At 67.0% G+C, this 15,840-nt stretch carries 12 protein-coding genes; 2 read left to right on the top strand and 10 right to left on the bottom strand.

What is annotated here, in order from left to right:
• Window positions 1–36: 36 nt before the first annotated feature.
• The 8 genes from sphst_RS08795 to sphst_RS08760 all read right to left on the bottom strand — a co-directional run bounded on the left by sphst_RS08795 (window position 37) and on the right by sphst_RS08760 (window position 13,332).
• On the bottom strand, window positions 37–2,469 hold the full coding sequence (locus tag sphst_RS08795; protein WP_235516363.1) for an ATP-binding response regulator: 2,433 nt from the start codon (window positions 2,467–2,469) through the stop codon (window positions 37–39).
• Window positions 2,470–2,523: 54 nt separating this feature from the next.
• Window positions 2,524–3,813 carry an EAL domain-containing protein gene (locus sphst_RS08790; RefSeq protein ID WP_081877554.1) on the bottom strand — a complete coding sequence of 430 codons (1,290 nt, stop codon included), beginning with the start codon at window positions 3,811–3,813 and terminating at the stop codon, window positions 2,524–2,526.
• 725 nt (window positions 3,814–4,538) lie between these two features.
• Window positions 4,539–8,795 carry a translocation/assembly module TamB domain-containing protein gene (locus tag sphst_RS08785; protein WP_031394140.1) on the bottom strand — a complete coding sequence of 1,419 codons (4,257 nt, stop codon included), beginning with the start codon at window positions 8,793–8,795 and terminating at the stop codon, window positions 4,539–4,541.
• Window positions 8,795–10,966 (bottom strand): autotransporter assembly complex protein TamA, encoded by a 2,172-nt coding sequence (locus tag sphst_RS08780; protein WP_199848937.1) that lies wholly within the window; start codon window positions 10,964–10,966, stop codon window positions 8,795–8,797. The genes sphst_RS08785 and sphst_RS08780 overlap by 1 nt, the downstream gene beginning before the upstream one ends.
• 100 nt (window positions 10,967–11,066) lie before the next feature.
• Window positions 11,067–11,510: a hypothetical protein gene (locus sphst_RS08775; RefSeq protein WP_052380969.1), complete on the bottom strand. Its 444-nt coding sequence runs from the start codon at window positions 11,508–11,510 to the stop codon at window positions 11,067–11,069.
• Window positions 11,507–12,280, bottom strand: a complete 774-nt coding sequence (locus sphst_RS08770) for a prepilin peptidase (protein ID WP_234387516.1) — start codon at window positions 12,278–12,280, stop codon at window positions 11,507–11,509. Before sphst_RS08770 ends, sphst_RS08775 begins: the two co-directional genes overlap by 4 nt.
• A 60-nt stretch (window positions 12,281–12,340) precedes the next feature.
• Window positions 12,341–12,808, bottom strand: a complete 468-nt coding sequence (locus tag sphst_RS08765) for a GNAT family N-acetyltransferase (protein WP_031396287.1) — start codon at window positions 12,806–12,808, stop codon at window positions 12,341–12,343.
• Window positions 12,809–12,840: 32 nt separating this feature from the next.
• Window positions 12,841–13,332, bottom strand: a complete 492-nt coding sequence (locus sphst_RS08760; protein ID WP_056406260.1) for an SH3 domain-containing protein — start codon at window positions 13,330–13,332, stop codon at window positions 12,841–12,843.
• Window positions 13,333–13,494: 162 nt separating this feature from the next.
• On the opposite strand from sphst_RS08760, the gene sphst_RS08755 reads away from it, so the two are divergent.
• Window positions 13,495–14,517 carry a 2-hydroxyacid dehydrogenase gene (locus tag sphst_RS08755; RefSeq protein ID WP_056406258.1) on the top strand — a complete coding sequence of 341 codons (1,023 nt, stop codon included), beginning with the start codon at window positions 13,495–13,497 and terminating at the stop codon, window positions 14,515–14,517.
• Window positions 14,518–14,596: 79 nt separating this feature from the next.
• Window positions 14,597–14,788 (top strand): hypothetical protein, encoded by a 192-nt coding sequence (locus sphst_RS08750; protein ID WP_031395371.1) that lies wholly within the window; start codon window positions 14,597–14,599, stop codon window positions 14,786–14,788.
• A 47-nt stretch (window positions 14,789–14,835) separates the two neighbouring features.
• Here the strand turns inward: sphst_RS08750 and sphst_RS08745 are convergent, their stop codons facing one another.
• Window positions 14,836–15,084, bottom strand: a complete 249-nt coding sequence (locus sphst_RS08745; RefSeq protein WP_234387515.1) for a hypothetical protein — start codon at window positions 15,082–15,084, stop codon at window positions 14,836–14,838.
• Between the two features lie 122 nt (window positions 15,085–15,206).
• Window positions 15,207–15,833 carry a LysE family translocator gene (locus sphst_RS08740; RefSeq protein WP_031441353.1) on the bottom strand — a complete coding sequence of 209 codons (627 nt, stop codon included), beginning with the start codon at window positions 15,831–15,833 and terminating at the stop codon, window positions 15,207–15,209.
• Window positions 15,834–15,840: the final 7 nt, after the last annotated feature.

Here is a 15,840-nt window from a genome sequence, read left to right as displayed (position 1 = left end):
GAGGCGCGCTGTCCGTCATTGCTAGGCGTTTACGCATCAAGCCGCCCGCGAGACAAGATCGGGAATTGCGTTGTTTTTAACTACCGGCGACGCGAAGATCGCTTCGACCAGATCCGCACCCGATACCGGCTTCGCAACGATGCGTGTAATGGCAGTCGTGAGCAGTGCCGGATCGTCGAGCCGATCGGCGGGCCACAACAGCGTCGTCGCGGCATCACCCGCCGCCCGCGTCAGCTGCTCCAGCGCCGGCCCCGGATCGCCACCGGCGCGCAACGTTGCATCGTCGATCACGATGTTCGCGACGACCGTCTGCGCCAGCAGCGTGACAGCCTCGTCGATCGAGGCGGCGGTCAGGACGATGTCGCAATGCGGTGTCACCAGGGTCCGGAACATGCTGCGCATGATGGGATTGCGGTCGATGATCAACGTCGCCGCGCCAGTTCCCTGATCGGCCCCCAGGTCGCCGAGCGCGATCGCCTCCGCATGGACCAGCGGCAGGCTGAGCGTGAACGTGGCGCCCTGCCCTTCGCGGCTGGTGACCGTGACGTCGCCATTCATCGCGCGCGCCAGGTTGCGACAGATCGACAGGCCGAGCCCGGTGCCGCCGAACTGCCGCGTCGTTCCGGCATCCGCCTGGCGGAAGGATTCGAAGATCTCGTCGAGCTTGTTCGCCGGAATGCCGATGCCCGAATCGGATACGTCGAGCCACAGCCGGTCTTCACCCGTCCGCAACGCCACCGTCACCGCGCCCACGCGGGTGAATTTCAGCGCATTCGACAACAGGTTGAACACGATCTGCCGCACCCGCGCGGCGTCGCCCATAATCCGGGCGGGGCAGTCGGCCATGTCGAGCGTGAACGACAGCCCCTTCGACCGGGCCTGCTCCTCCCACATCTGCGCAGCATCGGTCACCGTAGCGCACAGATCGAACGGTGCGAACTCGATCGTCAGGTTGCCGGTTTCCATCTTGGCGATGTCGAGAATGTCGTCGACCAGCGCGCGCATCGTCGCCCCCGCGCCGCGCACGATGCCGAGGCGATCGCGCAGGTCGGGCGTCAGGCGCGAATCGGCGAGCATGACCTCGGTCATGCCCAAGATCCCGTTCAGCGGCGTGCGGATCTCGTGGCTGGTCGTGGCAAGGAATTCGGTCTTCGCCGCGAGTGCCTTGCCAAGCGCGGCATTGGTGATCGCGAGATCGTCATTCGCCGCCCGGACCTTGTCGCGACTGCGACGGATCGTCACCAGGCCGATTGCGAGCATGCCAATGATGATCGAAACCGCGGCGATCGCGCCGATGAACATCAGCCGCTGTGTCTTCGCCCGATCCTTCTCGTACCGCACGCTGCGCTCGAGGTCGTCGGCGCGCAGCTTCGAAATCTTCAGTTCCTGATTCGCAAAGTCGAATCGTGCCGCCAGCAAAGCCGTGCTCATGTTGGTAGCAAGCTTGGTCGCCTGATCATCCAGACGCTTCTGCGCCTCGAGATGGAGGAGTGCGTCTGCAGGGCGGTCGAGCGCTTTGTAGATTGCATAAGCTGTCTGGTGCGCTTCCCTAAACGACAAGCTGGTGTTTTCGACATCGACGCCCGCAAAACGTTCCGAAATCAGCGCCAACGCGCGCTGCAGATTGCCCTGCTTAAACGCAACTTTGGCGGCGATCGGCAGGAGCTGAACGCGCCACACCGCAGCTTCTGATCGCAGGGTAAGGCGCTGGCTCGACGCGACGGCCTCCGCTGCCGCAGCGATCTTACCAGCCTTGAGAAGCGTCCTAGCAATATTTCCCTGGATACGGGATTGCAAAAGCGGGCTTTTCATCTGCCCCGCGAGCCGCAGGGCGTTGCGGTACTGCGCCGCGGACTGATCGTAACGGCCAAGATCCTGCAGATACGACCCGCGGTTATTATAGATCGAAACTAGCAGACCAGGATCGCCGTCATAAGTGTCCAGTGCTTGGCCCAGATACTTCAGCGCCGACTCGGCATCATTGCTGTCGCCATAGAGCGCCGCAATCAACATCAGCGCCTTTGCGCGGTTGCGATTATCCGAAAGCGCACGGAAGATGTTGTGCGCGTTCTGGTAGTCGGCCAGCGACGCGGCGACCTGCCCGCGCGCCGCATGCACCCCGCCCCGCGACAGCAGGACGTTGGCGTGCAGATTCGAATTGGGGTCGCGCCGCTGAACGATGGCCAGCGACCGTGCGATGAGCAGTTCGGCATGATCCGGGTCGCTGACCCGGATCAATGCCTCACCCTGCAACCACCAGGCGGTGGCGAGCGCGTTCTCCTTCCGGACCGGATCATTGATGCCTTGGGCGATCGTCTCGGCTGCCTTTGCCTTACGGATTGCCACGGAAGGATCGACCTGCATCGCCGACTTCGCGTCGGCGATCGCGGCGTCGAACCGTACCGCCGATGTCGCGGCGGACACTTTCACGACCGGGGCCGCAGCCGTCAGAAAGGGCGCTGCCAACATCACGCCCACCGCCAGGCTGCAAGCGATCACACGCGATCGGATCGACCTGTGCATTCAGCCGCTCTTCCGAAAGGCCGCCACCCGCGTGAAAGGCGACCGCACATCCTGCGCGATTGCGAGGTGACGTTCCTCCGCCAGGAACGGGAGCAGCGCATCGAGCCCGATCGGGCGGCTGATCAGGAATCCCTGCACCATGTCGCACCCCATGACCGACAGCAATGCCATTGCTGCCGGGGTTTCAACCCCTTCTGCCACAACTTCCATCTCGAGCGCATGCGCCAGATCGATGGTCGACCGGACGATCAGCGGGTCGCGGTTCGAACTGGTGAGTTGCGTGACGAAGAGCTTGTCGATCTTGAGCTCGCTGGCGGGAAGCTGCTTGAGATAGGCGAGCGACGACAGGCCGGCACCATAATCGTCGATCGCGATCACGATGCCGATATCCGCGAAAATCTGCAAATTCCGGATCGCGCTTTCCGGATCGCGAATCACCGACGTCTCGGTGATCTCGAAGCCCAGACGCGCACCGCTCGAAGTGATCATCTCGCACGCCTGCCGCACGAAACGGGCATCTGCGAGCAACACGCCGGCGATATTGATGAATATCGGCAGGTCATGACCATGCGCCGCCAGGATTCGCTGGTCGCCGATAACCTGCTCGATCGTCCATAGCGTGAGCGCGACAATATCGCGGCTCTCCTCCGCGATCGGGATGAAGTCGCTCGGCAACACGAGGCCGCGCTGCGGATGGCGCCAGCGGACCAGCGCCTCGACACTGACGATCTCCTGCCGACGCAGATGGACCTTGGGTTGATATTGGAGGAACAGCTGGTCGCCGCCGATCGCCTTGTGCAGCTCGCGCGCCAGCATCAGCCGGTCGAGCGATGCGCTGGCGGCAGAGACGTCGCGCGCGATGGGTCCGCGTTCGACCCGGGCGTCGTCAAGGGCGAGTTCGGCTTCCTCGACCAGGCGAACCTCGTCGTGCTGTGGCGCACGGACCGACGCGCCGCCCAGCGTCAGGTCGACATGATAGAGCTCGCCATCGATGTCGAACGGCGTGGTGAAGGCGTGCGCGATCTGGTCGAGCGCCAGATCGAGATCGCTCTGCTGATCCCCCAGCAGCGCGATGTCGATCAGGTCGCGGGCGGCGATTTCGGTGCGCGACTGTGGCAATAAGGCTGCGATCCGGATCGCGATGTCGCCGACCAGCGTGTCTGCACGGCCCCGCCCGACATGCCGGCGAAGCATCGCGAAATTCGCCACTTCCGCCAGGATGACGAACTGCCAGCCATGATAAGCGACCGGAAGGCAAGGCACAGTCACGTGCTCCGGGACGTCAGTCATAGGACCGCCCCGTCGACGCATACCCGCACTCACGCACGTCGCAACGGCAGTCGGAAGGAAGATGCGACCGGTCATTCATCTCCGAAACGCTAGCTGCCGATACTGAAGATAGCGTTAAGCCTCCCATTACGACACGTAAACATGGTTAACGATCAATAAACCATGTTGTGTTTCAATTAACGCCTGATTAACTTTATCAAGCGTCCGAAACGGCGTGAATAAGGGAGAAAAAAGTGCTGAAGTTCATTCTTTCGCTCGTCTATGGCGACTCGATGCGCCCCTGGTAAACAGGTGCCGGCCCGGCGTTTTTGGAAAGATCCGCGGTTTCGTGGTTCGGCTTCCATCGGCACCGGGCCAATTTACCGACGTTCAACTATAGTAGTTTAAGATCCAGCCCGGCCTGAACCCCCCGGCCCGCCGCGAACGGCATTGCCCCGTGCGCTGACCGCCACGTGGCACAGGCGTAGAGCCGCCCTGCAAGACCGTATCGGGTCATGCATCAGCGACAGCCGTCATTCCTGTCATCAGTCCGAACGGACCACCACGTCGCCGGCGGAAAGCCCGGGCACCCGGCATCGTCTCACGAACGGATCAGGCCTTCGCGCAACATCGCCGCGCCCGCACACGCGACGTCAATGGACGCGCGAGCCTGACCGCAAGCTGAAATCACCGATCAAGCGAGATCCCGTGGCGGGCGCGATCCGCGCCGCCACGGGATGAGGCGATCAATAGTCCTTGGAGTATTTCACGCTGGCATTGGTCCCGCCCTGCGCGCCGGCCGACGAGAGCAGGCTGAGCGCCTTGGTCAGGGCAATCTCGAGCTGGGTCGAGGTGAAGCCCTTCGCGTCGGTCACGATCTCCACATAGATGTTGTCGGTCAGGTACTTGCCTGCCGCAAGGCTAGTGCCACGCCCGCTGGCCTCGTCGGCGCCAAGGACGCGCAGACGATCGAAGCCGGTCGCCGAGCGCAGCTTGCCGAGCGGGTTCAGCCCGCCACCCGATCCGCGCAGCGAATTGAGCGCAGACGCCAGCTGGATCGCCTCGGTCGCCGAGAGATTCTCGGGGTTGGTCCCGAACAACAGCCTGCTCAGCACCTCGTCCTGTGGCAGCGCCGGGGTCGAGGTGAAGGCGATCTGCGGCCGCTGGCCGGTGCCCGTGACGTTGATGACGACGGTGATGTTGTTCGTGGTCGTCGTCGCCTGGATGTTGATGTCCGGATCAGTCAGCGCCCCGCCACGGAAGCGGATCGTGCCGCGATTGACCTCGAACCGCTTGCCCGCGAACGAATAGGTACCGCGGACGATGTCGAGCCCACCGGTGACGACCGGCGCGGTCGACGTGCCGGTGATCCGCATGTCCATCTCCCATTCCGATTCGAGACCCATGCCGGACACGAACAGTTGGTTCGGCGCCCGCACCCGGAGGTCGAGCTTGATCAGGCTCGGCGGCGCGGGCCGCGCGGGACGATCGGTCGGCAGCGCGGGCCGGATCTCGCTCTTGCGACGGATGCCGGTCAGCTCGGCGACTTCCGCCTGACCCTGGCGGATGATCTCGTAGCGCGCCTCCGGGATCTGCAGGTCACCCTTGAGCAGTCCGCCATCGCGGCCATAGGTGAACCGCACCGACCCGGTCGTCGTCGCACTCAGCGCGTCGCTCTTGGCGAGCTGTGCATTGTCGAGCGTCGCGCGCAGGTCGATCGGGAAGCCGCTGTCCGCTGCGAGCCCGACGCTGCCCTGTGCCTGGACGCTGCCATTGCCGGCACGAGCCCGCAGCTGCGTCAGTTCGAGCCGGTCGTTATTGAACCGCGCGTTGATCGCCATCTGCGACAGCCGCGTGCCGTAGACCTCATTGTCGTAGGTGAGCGAGTCGGCCCGTACGATGCCGTTCAGACGCGGGGCCTGGACACGCCCGGAGAAGTCCGCCGCGATCGCGATCGGCCCGGACAGCTGCTGATTGGGCAGCGCGGCCAGGCTGAACAGCACGGCCGATGGCCCGTTATACCGGATGCCACCCGACAGCGGTGCCGCCATGAGCCGTTCGGACCAGGACGCGCCAGCGCCCAGCGGCCGGAGATTAGCGACCATGCGCCCCACCACCGTCGTCCCGCGCCGGACCAGCGCGCGGCCGGTCCCGCCATCGGCATTGAGCGTGCCGGCGAACACGATGTCGACCGCATCAGACACCGCCGCGATTCCCGTGCGGGTGAAGTTGCTCACCGTCGCACGGACGTTCGCCGTCGGCACCGCGGTGCTGCTGGCCTGGGCGAAGTCGAGGCTGCCAGTCGCGGTGCCGCCGATCCCGAGATTCGGCATCAGCGCGCTCAGCACCGACAGGTCGAGCTTGTCGAGCCGCGCCTGTGCGTTCAACCCGCGGCCATAGCTGCCGGCAAGACGCGCTGCGCCGGCCGCGGTCCCCTGACCGAAGTCGATCCGGGTCGGCGAAAGGCGATAGACGCCCTGGGTCGCCTGTATCCGCGCGGGATTGGCGGTGCGGAAATCGATCCCGTTCGCCTGCCCCTTCAGCGCGACCAGATAGTTATCGGGGCTCAGCTTCGCATTCATCGCGAGGCGGAACGGTACGCCGCTCGACCCCGTCGCCAGTGCCTGGGCGGTGCCCCTGCCACCGACGTAATTCACCTTCGCGCGTGCGGCGGACAACACGACCTCGCCGTAGCGCATGTCGGCGATCTGGACGTCGGCGATCACTTCGGGCGCCTTGGGATACAGCACGGCGCTGGCATCGACGATCGCGCGGCCGATCGTGAAATCGACCATGCCCGGGATCTTCGCTCCATAGGCCCGCGCAGCGACATCGGCGCGCTGATACCCGCCCTGGTTGGCGAGACGGACATTGCCCGTCAGCCCCTGCCCCGCGAACTGTAGCGCACCGGCGAACGGCCCCGCCGCACTCTGTACGATCCGGCCGCGCGCGACGATGCCCGCGAAGACCGCACGGCGCACGTCGACCGCAAGCTGGGTGCCCGGCGTGACCAGCACATCGGCGGTGAAGGGGCCGTAATTGGTGCCGCCGCTCGCGACGACGGCATAGGCGCCGTTACGCCCGACGACCCGCGCCTGAAGGTTGACCAGCCCGACGCCGACGCCCGGACGCGGCGCGCGCAGGACGACGACCGGCGCAGTCGCACTGCCCGTGACCCGCGCCGAGAGCGGACCGTAGACGGTCGAATAGGCATCCGCGTTGACGAGCACGGCGCCGGTGGCCGGATCGAACCGACCCTCGCCGCGCGTCACGCGGAATTGCGGCGCGTTCATGCGGAGGTTGCGAAAGGTCACGATCCCCTCGGGGCTGTACCCGATGTCCGACCGGACGATCGCGTTGCCGCCGAGGAAGCTGCGCGCGCCCTCGTTGAAGATCTGCGCGGTCTGCGCGACGACGCGGCCGGTGATGCCGAACCCGCCATTGGGGCCCGGCACCAGCTTCGCATCGGTCGTCAGGTTGACGATGCCGATCCCGTCGACGCGGTAATTGTTGACCCGCCCCTTGAGCGCGCCGGTGTAGCGTCCGGTCGACATGTTCGCGACGACGACCGCGGTCGCGTCGATCTTGTCCGAACGGATCTTGAGATTGTCGGACAGGACGTTGACGCCGGAGATCGCGAAGTCCCCGTCGATCGCGACGTTGGTCGCAAGACCGCCAACCGCCGCATTCAGCCCGGTCACCCGACGTGCGCGCGCCTTGATCGGCAGGAGAATGCGGTCGGCATTCACGCGCGCAAGACCCTCGGCATAGAGGTTCTCGACACCCATTTCGCCAAAGGCGATCGTCGCGGCCCGGACCTTGTAGTCGACGGTCGGGGTCGCGAACGCCCCGTCGAGGACGACGCGCGCGGTGACGTCGCGACCGCGCAGATTGGGCAGGATGGCCCCCGGGGTCAGAAGCTTCGCGTCGACCGCGAAGTTGGCGAACCGGCTGTTGGCGAGATCGATCAGGCCACCGGCATCGACCGCGAGCGCATCCGACTTCAGCGTCATGCGCGTGTCGGCCTTGCGGTCGTTCAGCGTCGTGTCGATCGCCACGTCGAGCTGCGGCGCGGTCAGGCGCTCGACCGGTCCTTCGAGATAGAGGCCGGGGCGGGTCGCGCCGCGCACCTCGATATGGCCGTTCTTCGCGGTCAGGCCGAGATTGGCGAGCTCGCCGCCGCCCAGCGTCGCGACCGCACGACCGCGCCATGCGGCCCAGCTTCCGCGGCCGTCGACCGTCGCGGTCAACGGTGCCTTGAGCGACCCCATCGTCGCGACCACACCGCCAACGGGCGCGGTCAGCTTGACGTTCACGTCGAGCTTGTTCTGTTCGGGCACCGCGTCGAGCTTGAGGATCAGTCGGTCGCCGCCAGCAATGCCGGGGCCCGTCAGCGCGGCAGCGTTGGTCGTCAGCTGCGCACGCTTGTCCGCAATATGGACCGCGCCGTCGATCTTGAGGATATGCGTCTGGCCCGTCACCGGCTTGCCGATCACGAACCGGTCGATCACCAGCCGGTTCACGTCGATATCGAGATCGGGCAGCAGCGGCGCGTTGGGATCGGTCGGGGTCGCCTTGAGCACCGGACGCCGTTGCAGCGTGACGAGTGGCGTGGTCAGCGACCGGACGTCGACATGGTTGCTGGCAAAGGCGAACGGGCGCCAGTCGACGCGCAGCTTCGGGCTGGTGAGGAACACGCCGGTCGGGTCCGACACGCGAACGTCGCTGAGCGTCATCGCGCCGTAGATCGATCCGTCGATCCGGCCGACCTTGATGTTGAGGCCGGACGCGGTCGTATAGCCGCCGATCTGATCCGCGACGAGGCGGCGGCCGGGATCGGTGTTGATCCCGAACAGCACGATCAGCACGAGGGCGATCAGCGCCACGACCAGGATGGCGATCCCCTTAAGGATCCGCTGCCACAGCGGCCGCCGGGCTACGACGCTGTCGTCAGCCTGATCGATAGGTCCCTGGTCGGCAGGGGGTGCGCCGTTTTCGGCCATCAGAATGCCTGCCCGATCGAGATGTAGAGCGCGACCTTGCCGTCGCCCTCGCGTGGGTTCAGCGGCGTCGCGACGTCGATGCGCATCGGACCGAAGCTGGTGTAGAAGCGACCGCCGATACCCGCGCCGTAGCGCAGGCTCGACAGGTTCGGCGTGCTGCTCTCATAGCTGTTACCCGCGTCGATGAACGGCACGATGCCGAAATCGCCGAACCGGTAGCGCGCCTCGAGCGCGAACTCGTTGAGCGAGCGGCCACCAACCGGATCGCCATTGGGATCGAACGGCCCGAGCCGCTGATAGCCATAGCCGCGGACCGATCCGCCGCCGCCGCCATAATAGCGCCGCGAGGGTGCCAGATCGTCGCGCGCGACGCCCTGGATCGTTCCCGCCTTGGCGCGGCCGGCGATCACGATGCTGCTCGACACGGGATAGTAGAAGGTCCCTTCAACCATCGCGCGGACATAGGGTTTGACCGAGCCTTGCACCGATGTTTCGGGGCTGGCGTTCAAACGCAGGCGGAACCCCTTGGTCGGGTTGAGCAGGCTGTCGGAGCGATCGAACAGCAGCTGTCCGGGCAGCGCGACGATGCCGTAGGTGCGCCGGACGTTTCGCCCCTGCGCGAAGTCATAGACGCTCTCGTTCGTGCCGACGAGTTCGCCGCCATAATAATAGGTGATCGGCTTCTGCCAGATCGGCGTCGAATCATAGCTCCAGCGGATGCCGACGCTCGTCGTGAACGCCTCATAGGCGTCGTAGTTCGAATGATTGGCCCCCGCCGTCAGGCTGAAGGTGCGGTCGCGACGCCCGGCATTGGCGCGACGGAACGTGCCCGCAAGCCCCTGTTCCTGCGTCCCCGCGATCACCGACGCGAGCAGGCCACCCTCATAGGGGAACAGGTTGCGATGCTGCCAGGTCCCCTCGGCGCGGAAGCCCTGCCCCGTCGAGAAGCCGACATTGCCGCCCAGCGTGCGCGCCGGGCCCTTTTCCTGCCGGACCAGCAGGTCGACCTGCTCGGTGCCGTCGGGGTTGGTGCGGCCGGTCCGCTGCGGCACTACCGAGACGCTCTGGAACAGGCTGGTCGCGACCAGCGCGTCGCGCAGGTCGTCGGTCATCCGGTTGTCGTAGAGCTGCCCTTCCTCGAACCGCGGAAAGACGTTCAGATGCTCGATGTCGAACACCGCGTCGCCTTCGGTGCGCAACTGCCCGAACGAGGCGCGCGGCCCCGTATCGACGGGCAGCGTATAGGCACCGGTCGGGACCTGCGCCTCGTCGTCGAGCAAGATGTCGCGCCCGCCGACCTTGACGAACGGATAGCCCATCTGCGGCAGCATCAGCGAGACATTGGCCTCCGCCCCCTGGATCCGGTCCGCCTGGATCGGATCGCCGACCTTCAGCGGCAACTGGCTGCGCACCAGATCCGGCGGAATGGTCTGCGCGGTCTTCACGTCGATCGAGCCGAGCGTGTAGAGCCGCCCCGGCTGCGCGCTGACGATCGCCTTCAGCCGGCCGGGCTTTTCGGGAACCGCCTCGATCGTGGAAATCGCGGTCGCGTCATAATAGCCGAGCGACTTCAGCAGCCGGACGACCAGCGCCTCGTCTTCCTTCGCGCGCGCCGAAACCTGCGTCGTGTTCGCCGCCTTGCCGCCGCCCTTCAGCGCCGACAGCGCCTTGTAGCGCGCCTCGAGCCCGTCGCCCGCATCGGCCAGACCCTTGATCTCCGTATCATAGCGGATCTCGGGCGCATCCTTGTCCTTGATGTCCGCAGCGGTCGCCAGCGGCGCCGTGTCGTAGCTAGCAAGTGCGGGAAGCGGCACGACCAGCTGCGGATCTTCGGGACCGATGGGGGGCAATGCGGCGCCCGTCGCGGTCGTCGCGGGGGTCACATCCGTCGCGGGGGTCACGGGCGCCGTCTCGCTCGCCATCGGCTCGAGCGGTGCATTGATGTCGTTCGAAAGCGGCGGCAGCGCCTGGTTGAATTCCGCGTCGGGGACGATCGGGGCATTGCCCTTGGGATCGGCGACGCCTGTGTCGGATCGCTGCTCGGCCGTGGGTGCGTCGGGTCCCTTTGCGGGCGCGGTACCGGGCTTTGCGAGCTGGGCTTCGCCGGGAGCGGCCACACTCGCCGCCAGAGCGATCGCGAGCCAATAGTGCCGTCTTGTCGAACTCGTCACAGGAAACACGATCCCCTTTCGAAGGGCGACCGCGTTCGATTCATCCCCGTTAATCCCTCGCAACGCACGAAACTTGGGTTGGTTTCCGTCATCCGGCGATTCACACGCAGCCGATCATGCCGGCCACCGGAAGGACGATGGTGTCACGGCCCGGCCGCTCGAGCCGTAGCGTCGCATTGGGCACCATCGCGCCGGACGCCAGATCCTCGCGCGTGACGATCGTCATGTCGAGCGCGACGGTCAGATCGCCACCGCGATAGGTCGTCACCCCGGCAAAGCCGTAGCCACCCGGGCCGGCCTCGTCGACTCGCGCATAATCGACCGGCTTGCCGTCGACCGCGAGACGCAGCCGAGCCGAGTCGGCGGTCGCCATCGCCACCAACGCGCGGTCGCCCGTCGACCAGAGATACGCCGCGCATCCCCGTGCGGGCATCGCCTGCTTGCCGATCGGACCGAGCGTCGCGGGAGCCTTGGTGGTGTCGCCGGGCACCGTCTTGGCGGGCGTGGCGGCTTGCACGGCCGCGGCGATAAGCAATAGCATCATCCGCCCGACGCTATCATGAAGAGCCAGGCCGGATAAGCCGCGATCGCCAGCAATGCGCCGAACGGCATCGCGGTCTGCCCGGTCACGGGTTTGCCGCCGACGCGCATCGTCAGCACCGCGCCGAGCCCGACCATGCTGGCGATCAGCAACACGGCGGGCAGCATCTGCCAGCCGAGCCACAGCCCGATCGCACCGAACAGCTTGGGATCGCCGCCGCCCATCCCGTCATGTCCGCGGATCCGGCGATAGCCCGCCGCGATCGCCCAAAGGAGGGCGAACCCCGCGGCCCCGCCGATAAGCCGGTCGACTCCGTCGGGCGCCAGTCCGGCGACACCGCCCGCCGCGCCGCCGAGCGCCAGCAAGAGGGTCAGGCGGTCGGGCAGCCAGAAGGCGACGAGGTCGAGGGCGGCGAGTGCCAGCAACAGCCAGCCAAAGGCCGCGCCCCACAAGGCGGCCTGCCCCGGCGCGACGAGCCCGGCGGCAATACCGATCCCCAGCCCGCACGCCTCGATCCGCCAGTGCAGCGGATCGATCTGCGCACCGCAAGACCGACACCGCCCCCGCAGCAGCAGCGCACTGACCAGCGGGACGAGATCGAGCGCGGTCAGCGTCCGCCCGCAGGCGTCGCACGCCGACCGCCCGCGAACGACCGACCGGTCCTCCGGCCAGCGAATCACCAGCGCAGCGATGAAGCTGCCGACGATGGCACCGAGCACGCCCAGCGCCGCCGCGGCGATCATCGGGCTCGGCACGGGCATGGCGTCGATCATCCGCCGCGCGTGCCGGGCACGTTCCGCGCCGTCAAGCCGGTCCCGACCGCGTCGACGGCGTCAGAGACCAAGTGTGTAATATCGGCTGAACCGCGAGGGCGGATAGGACCCGAACCGCTTACAGCGGACAAAGCCCGCGCGTTCGTACAGCGCGCGCGCCGCAGCATAGGCGGCGTTGCTCCCGGTCTCGAGGCTGATCCGGGTCGCGCCCATGTCTCTGGCATGGCGGGTCGCATGATCGAGCAGCGCCGCCCCGACCCCGCGGCGCACATGATCGGGATGCGTCCGCATCGATTTCAGCTCGCAATGCCCCGCGTCGAGCCGCTTCACCGCGACGATCCCGAGCAGCGTCGACTCGCCCCCCGCCTCGTCCCAGGCCGACCACACGATCACCGACGGATCTCGCAGCCCGGCGAGGTCGAAGGCAAAGACACAGCCCGGCGGCGAATTGGCGTGCGCGGCGCGCTGGTGCAGCGCGACCAGATCGACGACCGCATCGCGCGTCAGATCGTCGCGCTCTATCCGCATGACGCGATCCGGGTGCGATGCCGCGTCATCGTTCAGGGCAGCGCTTCGTCCGCATCGACTCCCCACAGCGCGTCGACGCGCACGAAACCGGCCTGTCCCTTGATGTCCATCTTGCACCAGCCATTGCCGCACTGGCTCAGCCGACCGACCACGCCGGGGGCCGCGCGCCATTGCAGGCGTCCGGTGTCACTCGGGCGGTCGAGAATCGCGATCGGGGTCGTGCCGCGCACGATCGCGGTGCGCGTGCTGCTCATCAAATTGGCCTGCATCCAGCCTTCGGTGCCGTCCGGATCGGCGATCTTGCGCCATTCCTTGTGGATCGCGATCACGCGCACCGGCAGGTCGGCACGCTGATACAGCCAGCTGGCGGGATAGGCGCGGGCCGGGCCGGTCCGCAACCGCGCGCGACCCGCCGAGATCGAGGCATAATAAGGAAGCTTGCGCACCGGATCCGCGGCGGCGGCAGGCTCGGTGCCCAGCGCCGCCGTGACGAGGGCGGCGAGCCCGAAGGCGAGAATGCGCATGCTGATGTCCTGTTGCCGACGCGGTTCGTGTCCGGCCAAGCTCTATCGCCACCGCAGCGGCGGTTTCAACTGCTAAGCGCGCGCGCCGCCGTTCCACGGATCGCAGCGCGGTTTTGCCGCTCCATCGTTGACGCCGTGGATGACGTTCGCCAAGCCACGGTCATGCCCGATCCACGCCCCGATAGCTGGCCCGACACCCGGCGCTGCCCCAACCCCAAGGTGATCGTCACGCGCGAACTCGCCGATGCGGTCATGGACCGTATGGCGGCGCTGTTCGACACGACCAACAACCACGGCGATGCCAAGCTCAGCCGCGACCAGCTGGCCGCGGCGATGGCCGATTGCGACGTGCTGGTCCCGACCGTGACCGACGATATCGACGCCGCGCTGATCGCCGGCGCGGGCGATCGCCTTCGCCTGATCGCCAATTACGGCGCGGGCGTGAACCATATCGACCTGAAGGCGGCGCGTGCGCGCGGGATCATCGTCACCAACACGCCGGGGGTGCTGACCGAAGACACCGCGGACATGACGATGGCGCTGATCCTGTCGGTGCCGCGGCGGCTGGCGGAGGGCGAGAAGCTCGTTCGCTCGGGCGCATGGACCGGCTGGAGCCCCGGCGGGATGCTCGGCCACCGGATCGGCGGCAAGGCACTCGGCATCGTCGGGATGGGCCGGATCGGACAGGCGGTCGCGCGCCGCGCCGCCGCGTTCGGCCTCTCGATCCACTATCACAATCGCCGCCGCCTCCCCGTCGCTCTCGAACAGGCGCTCGGGGCGACGTGGCACCCCTCGCTCGACGAGCTGCTCGGCGCAGTCGACATCGTGACGATCCACACCCCGCTGAACGCCGACAGCCGGGACATGATCGACGCGCGGCGGATCGCGCTGATGCGCCCGCACGTCTTCCTCATCAACGCCTCGCGCGGCGGCGTGGTCGACGAGACCGCGCTGGTCGACGCGCTCGAGGCGGGCCGGCTCGCCGGCGCCGGGCTCGACGTCTGGCGTCACGAGCCGCAGATCGATCCGCGGCTGCTCGCGCTCGATAACGTCGTGATGCTCCCGCACATGGGATCGGCGACGTTCGAGGGGCGGATCGCGACCGGCGAGAAGGTAATCCAGAACATCCGGATGTGGGCCGATGGCCATCGTCCGCCCGATCAGGTGCTCGAAGGCTGGGCCTGACGGCCCCGCGCCTGAGCCCGGAACCGATTCCGCAGTGCGGCATTTGTTGGATACCCCCGGAGAGAAAGAGGAGTATCCCATGAAGAAGATTGCTGTTTCCGCGCTGCTGATCGCGTCCGCCGTCTCGATGAGCGCCTGCTCGACGCTCAAGGGCGCAGGCATTGGTGCAGCCGGCGGTGCGGGTGTCGCCGCGGCGACGGGCGGTAGCGTCGAAAAGGGTGCAGCGGTCGGTGGTGCCGGCGGCGCAGTGGTCGGCACGGTCGCCGACTGAAACGCTTGGCGCGCGCGGGCCTGAAGGTCCGCGCGTTGCCCTTCAGATCACCGTGCGCGGATCCAGCCGGTCCGCTGGACGGTGCCCGTCAGGACCTTCGACCCGAACGCCTTGGCGACCGTCGCGGCATCCGCAATGTTCATCAGGACGATCCGTGTCCCGCCCGACGGCAGCGATTCGATCGCGCTGATCTCGGCCTTGTGCTTGGCGCACATCGCGACGGCCTGAGCCTCGGTGACGCGTACGTTCATCGCACGCGAAATGGGCGCAACATCGACGCTGGGCGTGGTGGTCATCTGATAATCCCGGCAGGGAGCGGGAGCGCGATACGTCTCTCAGTCGTGGCTTGCCCGAATGAAGCGCCGCAATCCGCCCGGTATGCGCGCTATCCCGCCGATCGGCAACCTCAGCCGCCGCGTCAGACGCGCGTTCCGAGCAGTGCGAGACCAAAGCCAACGAACACCGCCCCCGTCGCGCGGTCGAAGGCGCGCCGCAATGCCGGTCGCGTCAGATGCCGCGCGAGCGTCCGCCCGCTCATCGCATAGACCGCATACCAGAGGCTTTCGACCACCGCGAAGGTGACAACGAGGATCGCGAACTGCGGCCCCTGCGGTGCGGCGCGGTTGACGAACTGCGGCAGGAAGGCGGCTGCGAACAGCAGCAGCTTGGGATTGCTGATCCCGATCACGAACCCGCCGCGGAACAGCCGTGCGGCCGACATCGTGCGCGGCAGCGTGTCGGCGCCCAGATCGACCGGCCCGCCGGCACCGCGCCACGCCTTGATCCCCAGCACGATCAGATAGGCGACACCGGCATAGCGCAGCGCATCGAACACCCGCGGCCAGGCCGTCAGCAGCGCCGCGACCCCCGCCGCCGATGCGGCGAGGACGAGGACCAGCGCAGTCAGGCACCCCGCCATCGCCGCCAGGCTGCGCCGCGCGCCGAAGGTCATGCTGCGCGTCATGACGTGCAGCATATTCGGCCCCGGCGTCCCGCACAACAGGATCACCGCGACCAGGAACACCGTCCACGCATGCAGCGTCATGCCTTTG

It is taken from the genome of Sphingomonas sp. STIS6.2 (assembly GCF_000732685.2).
Taxonomy (GTDB): domain Bacteria; phylum Pseudomonadota; class Alphaproteobacteria; order Sphingomonadales; family Sphingomonadaceae; genus Sphingomonas; species Sphingomonas aerolata.
This window is presented reverse-complemented; position numbering and strand designations above follow the sequence as displayed.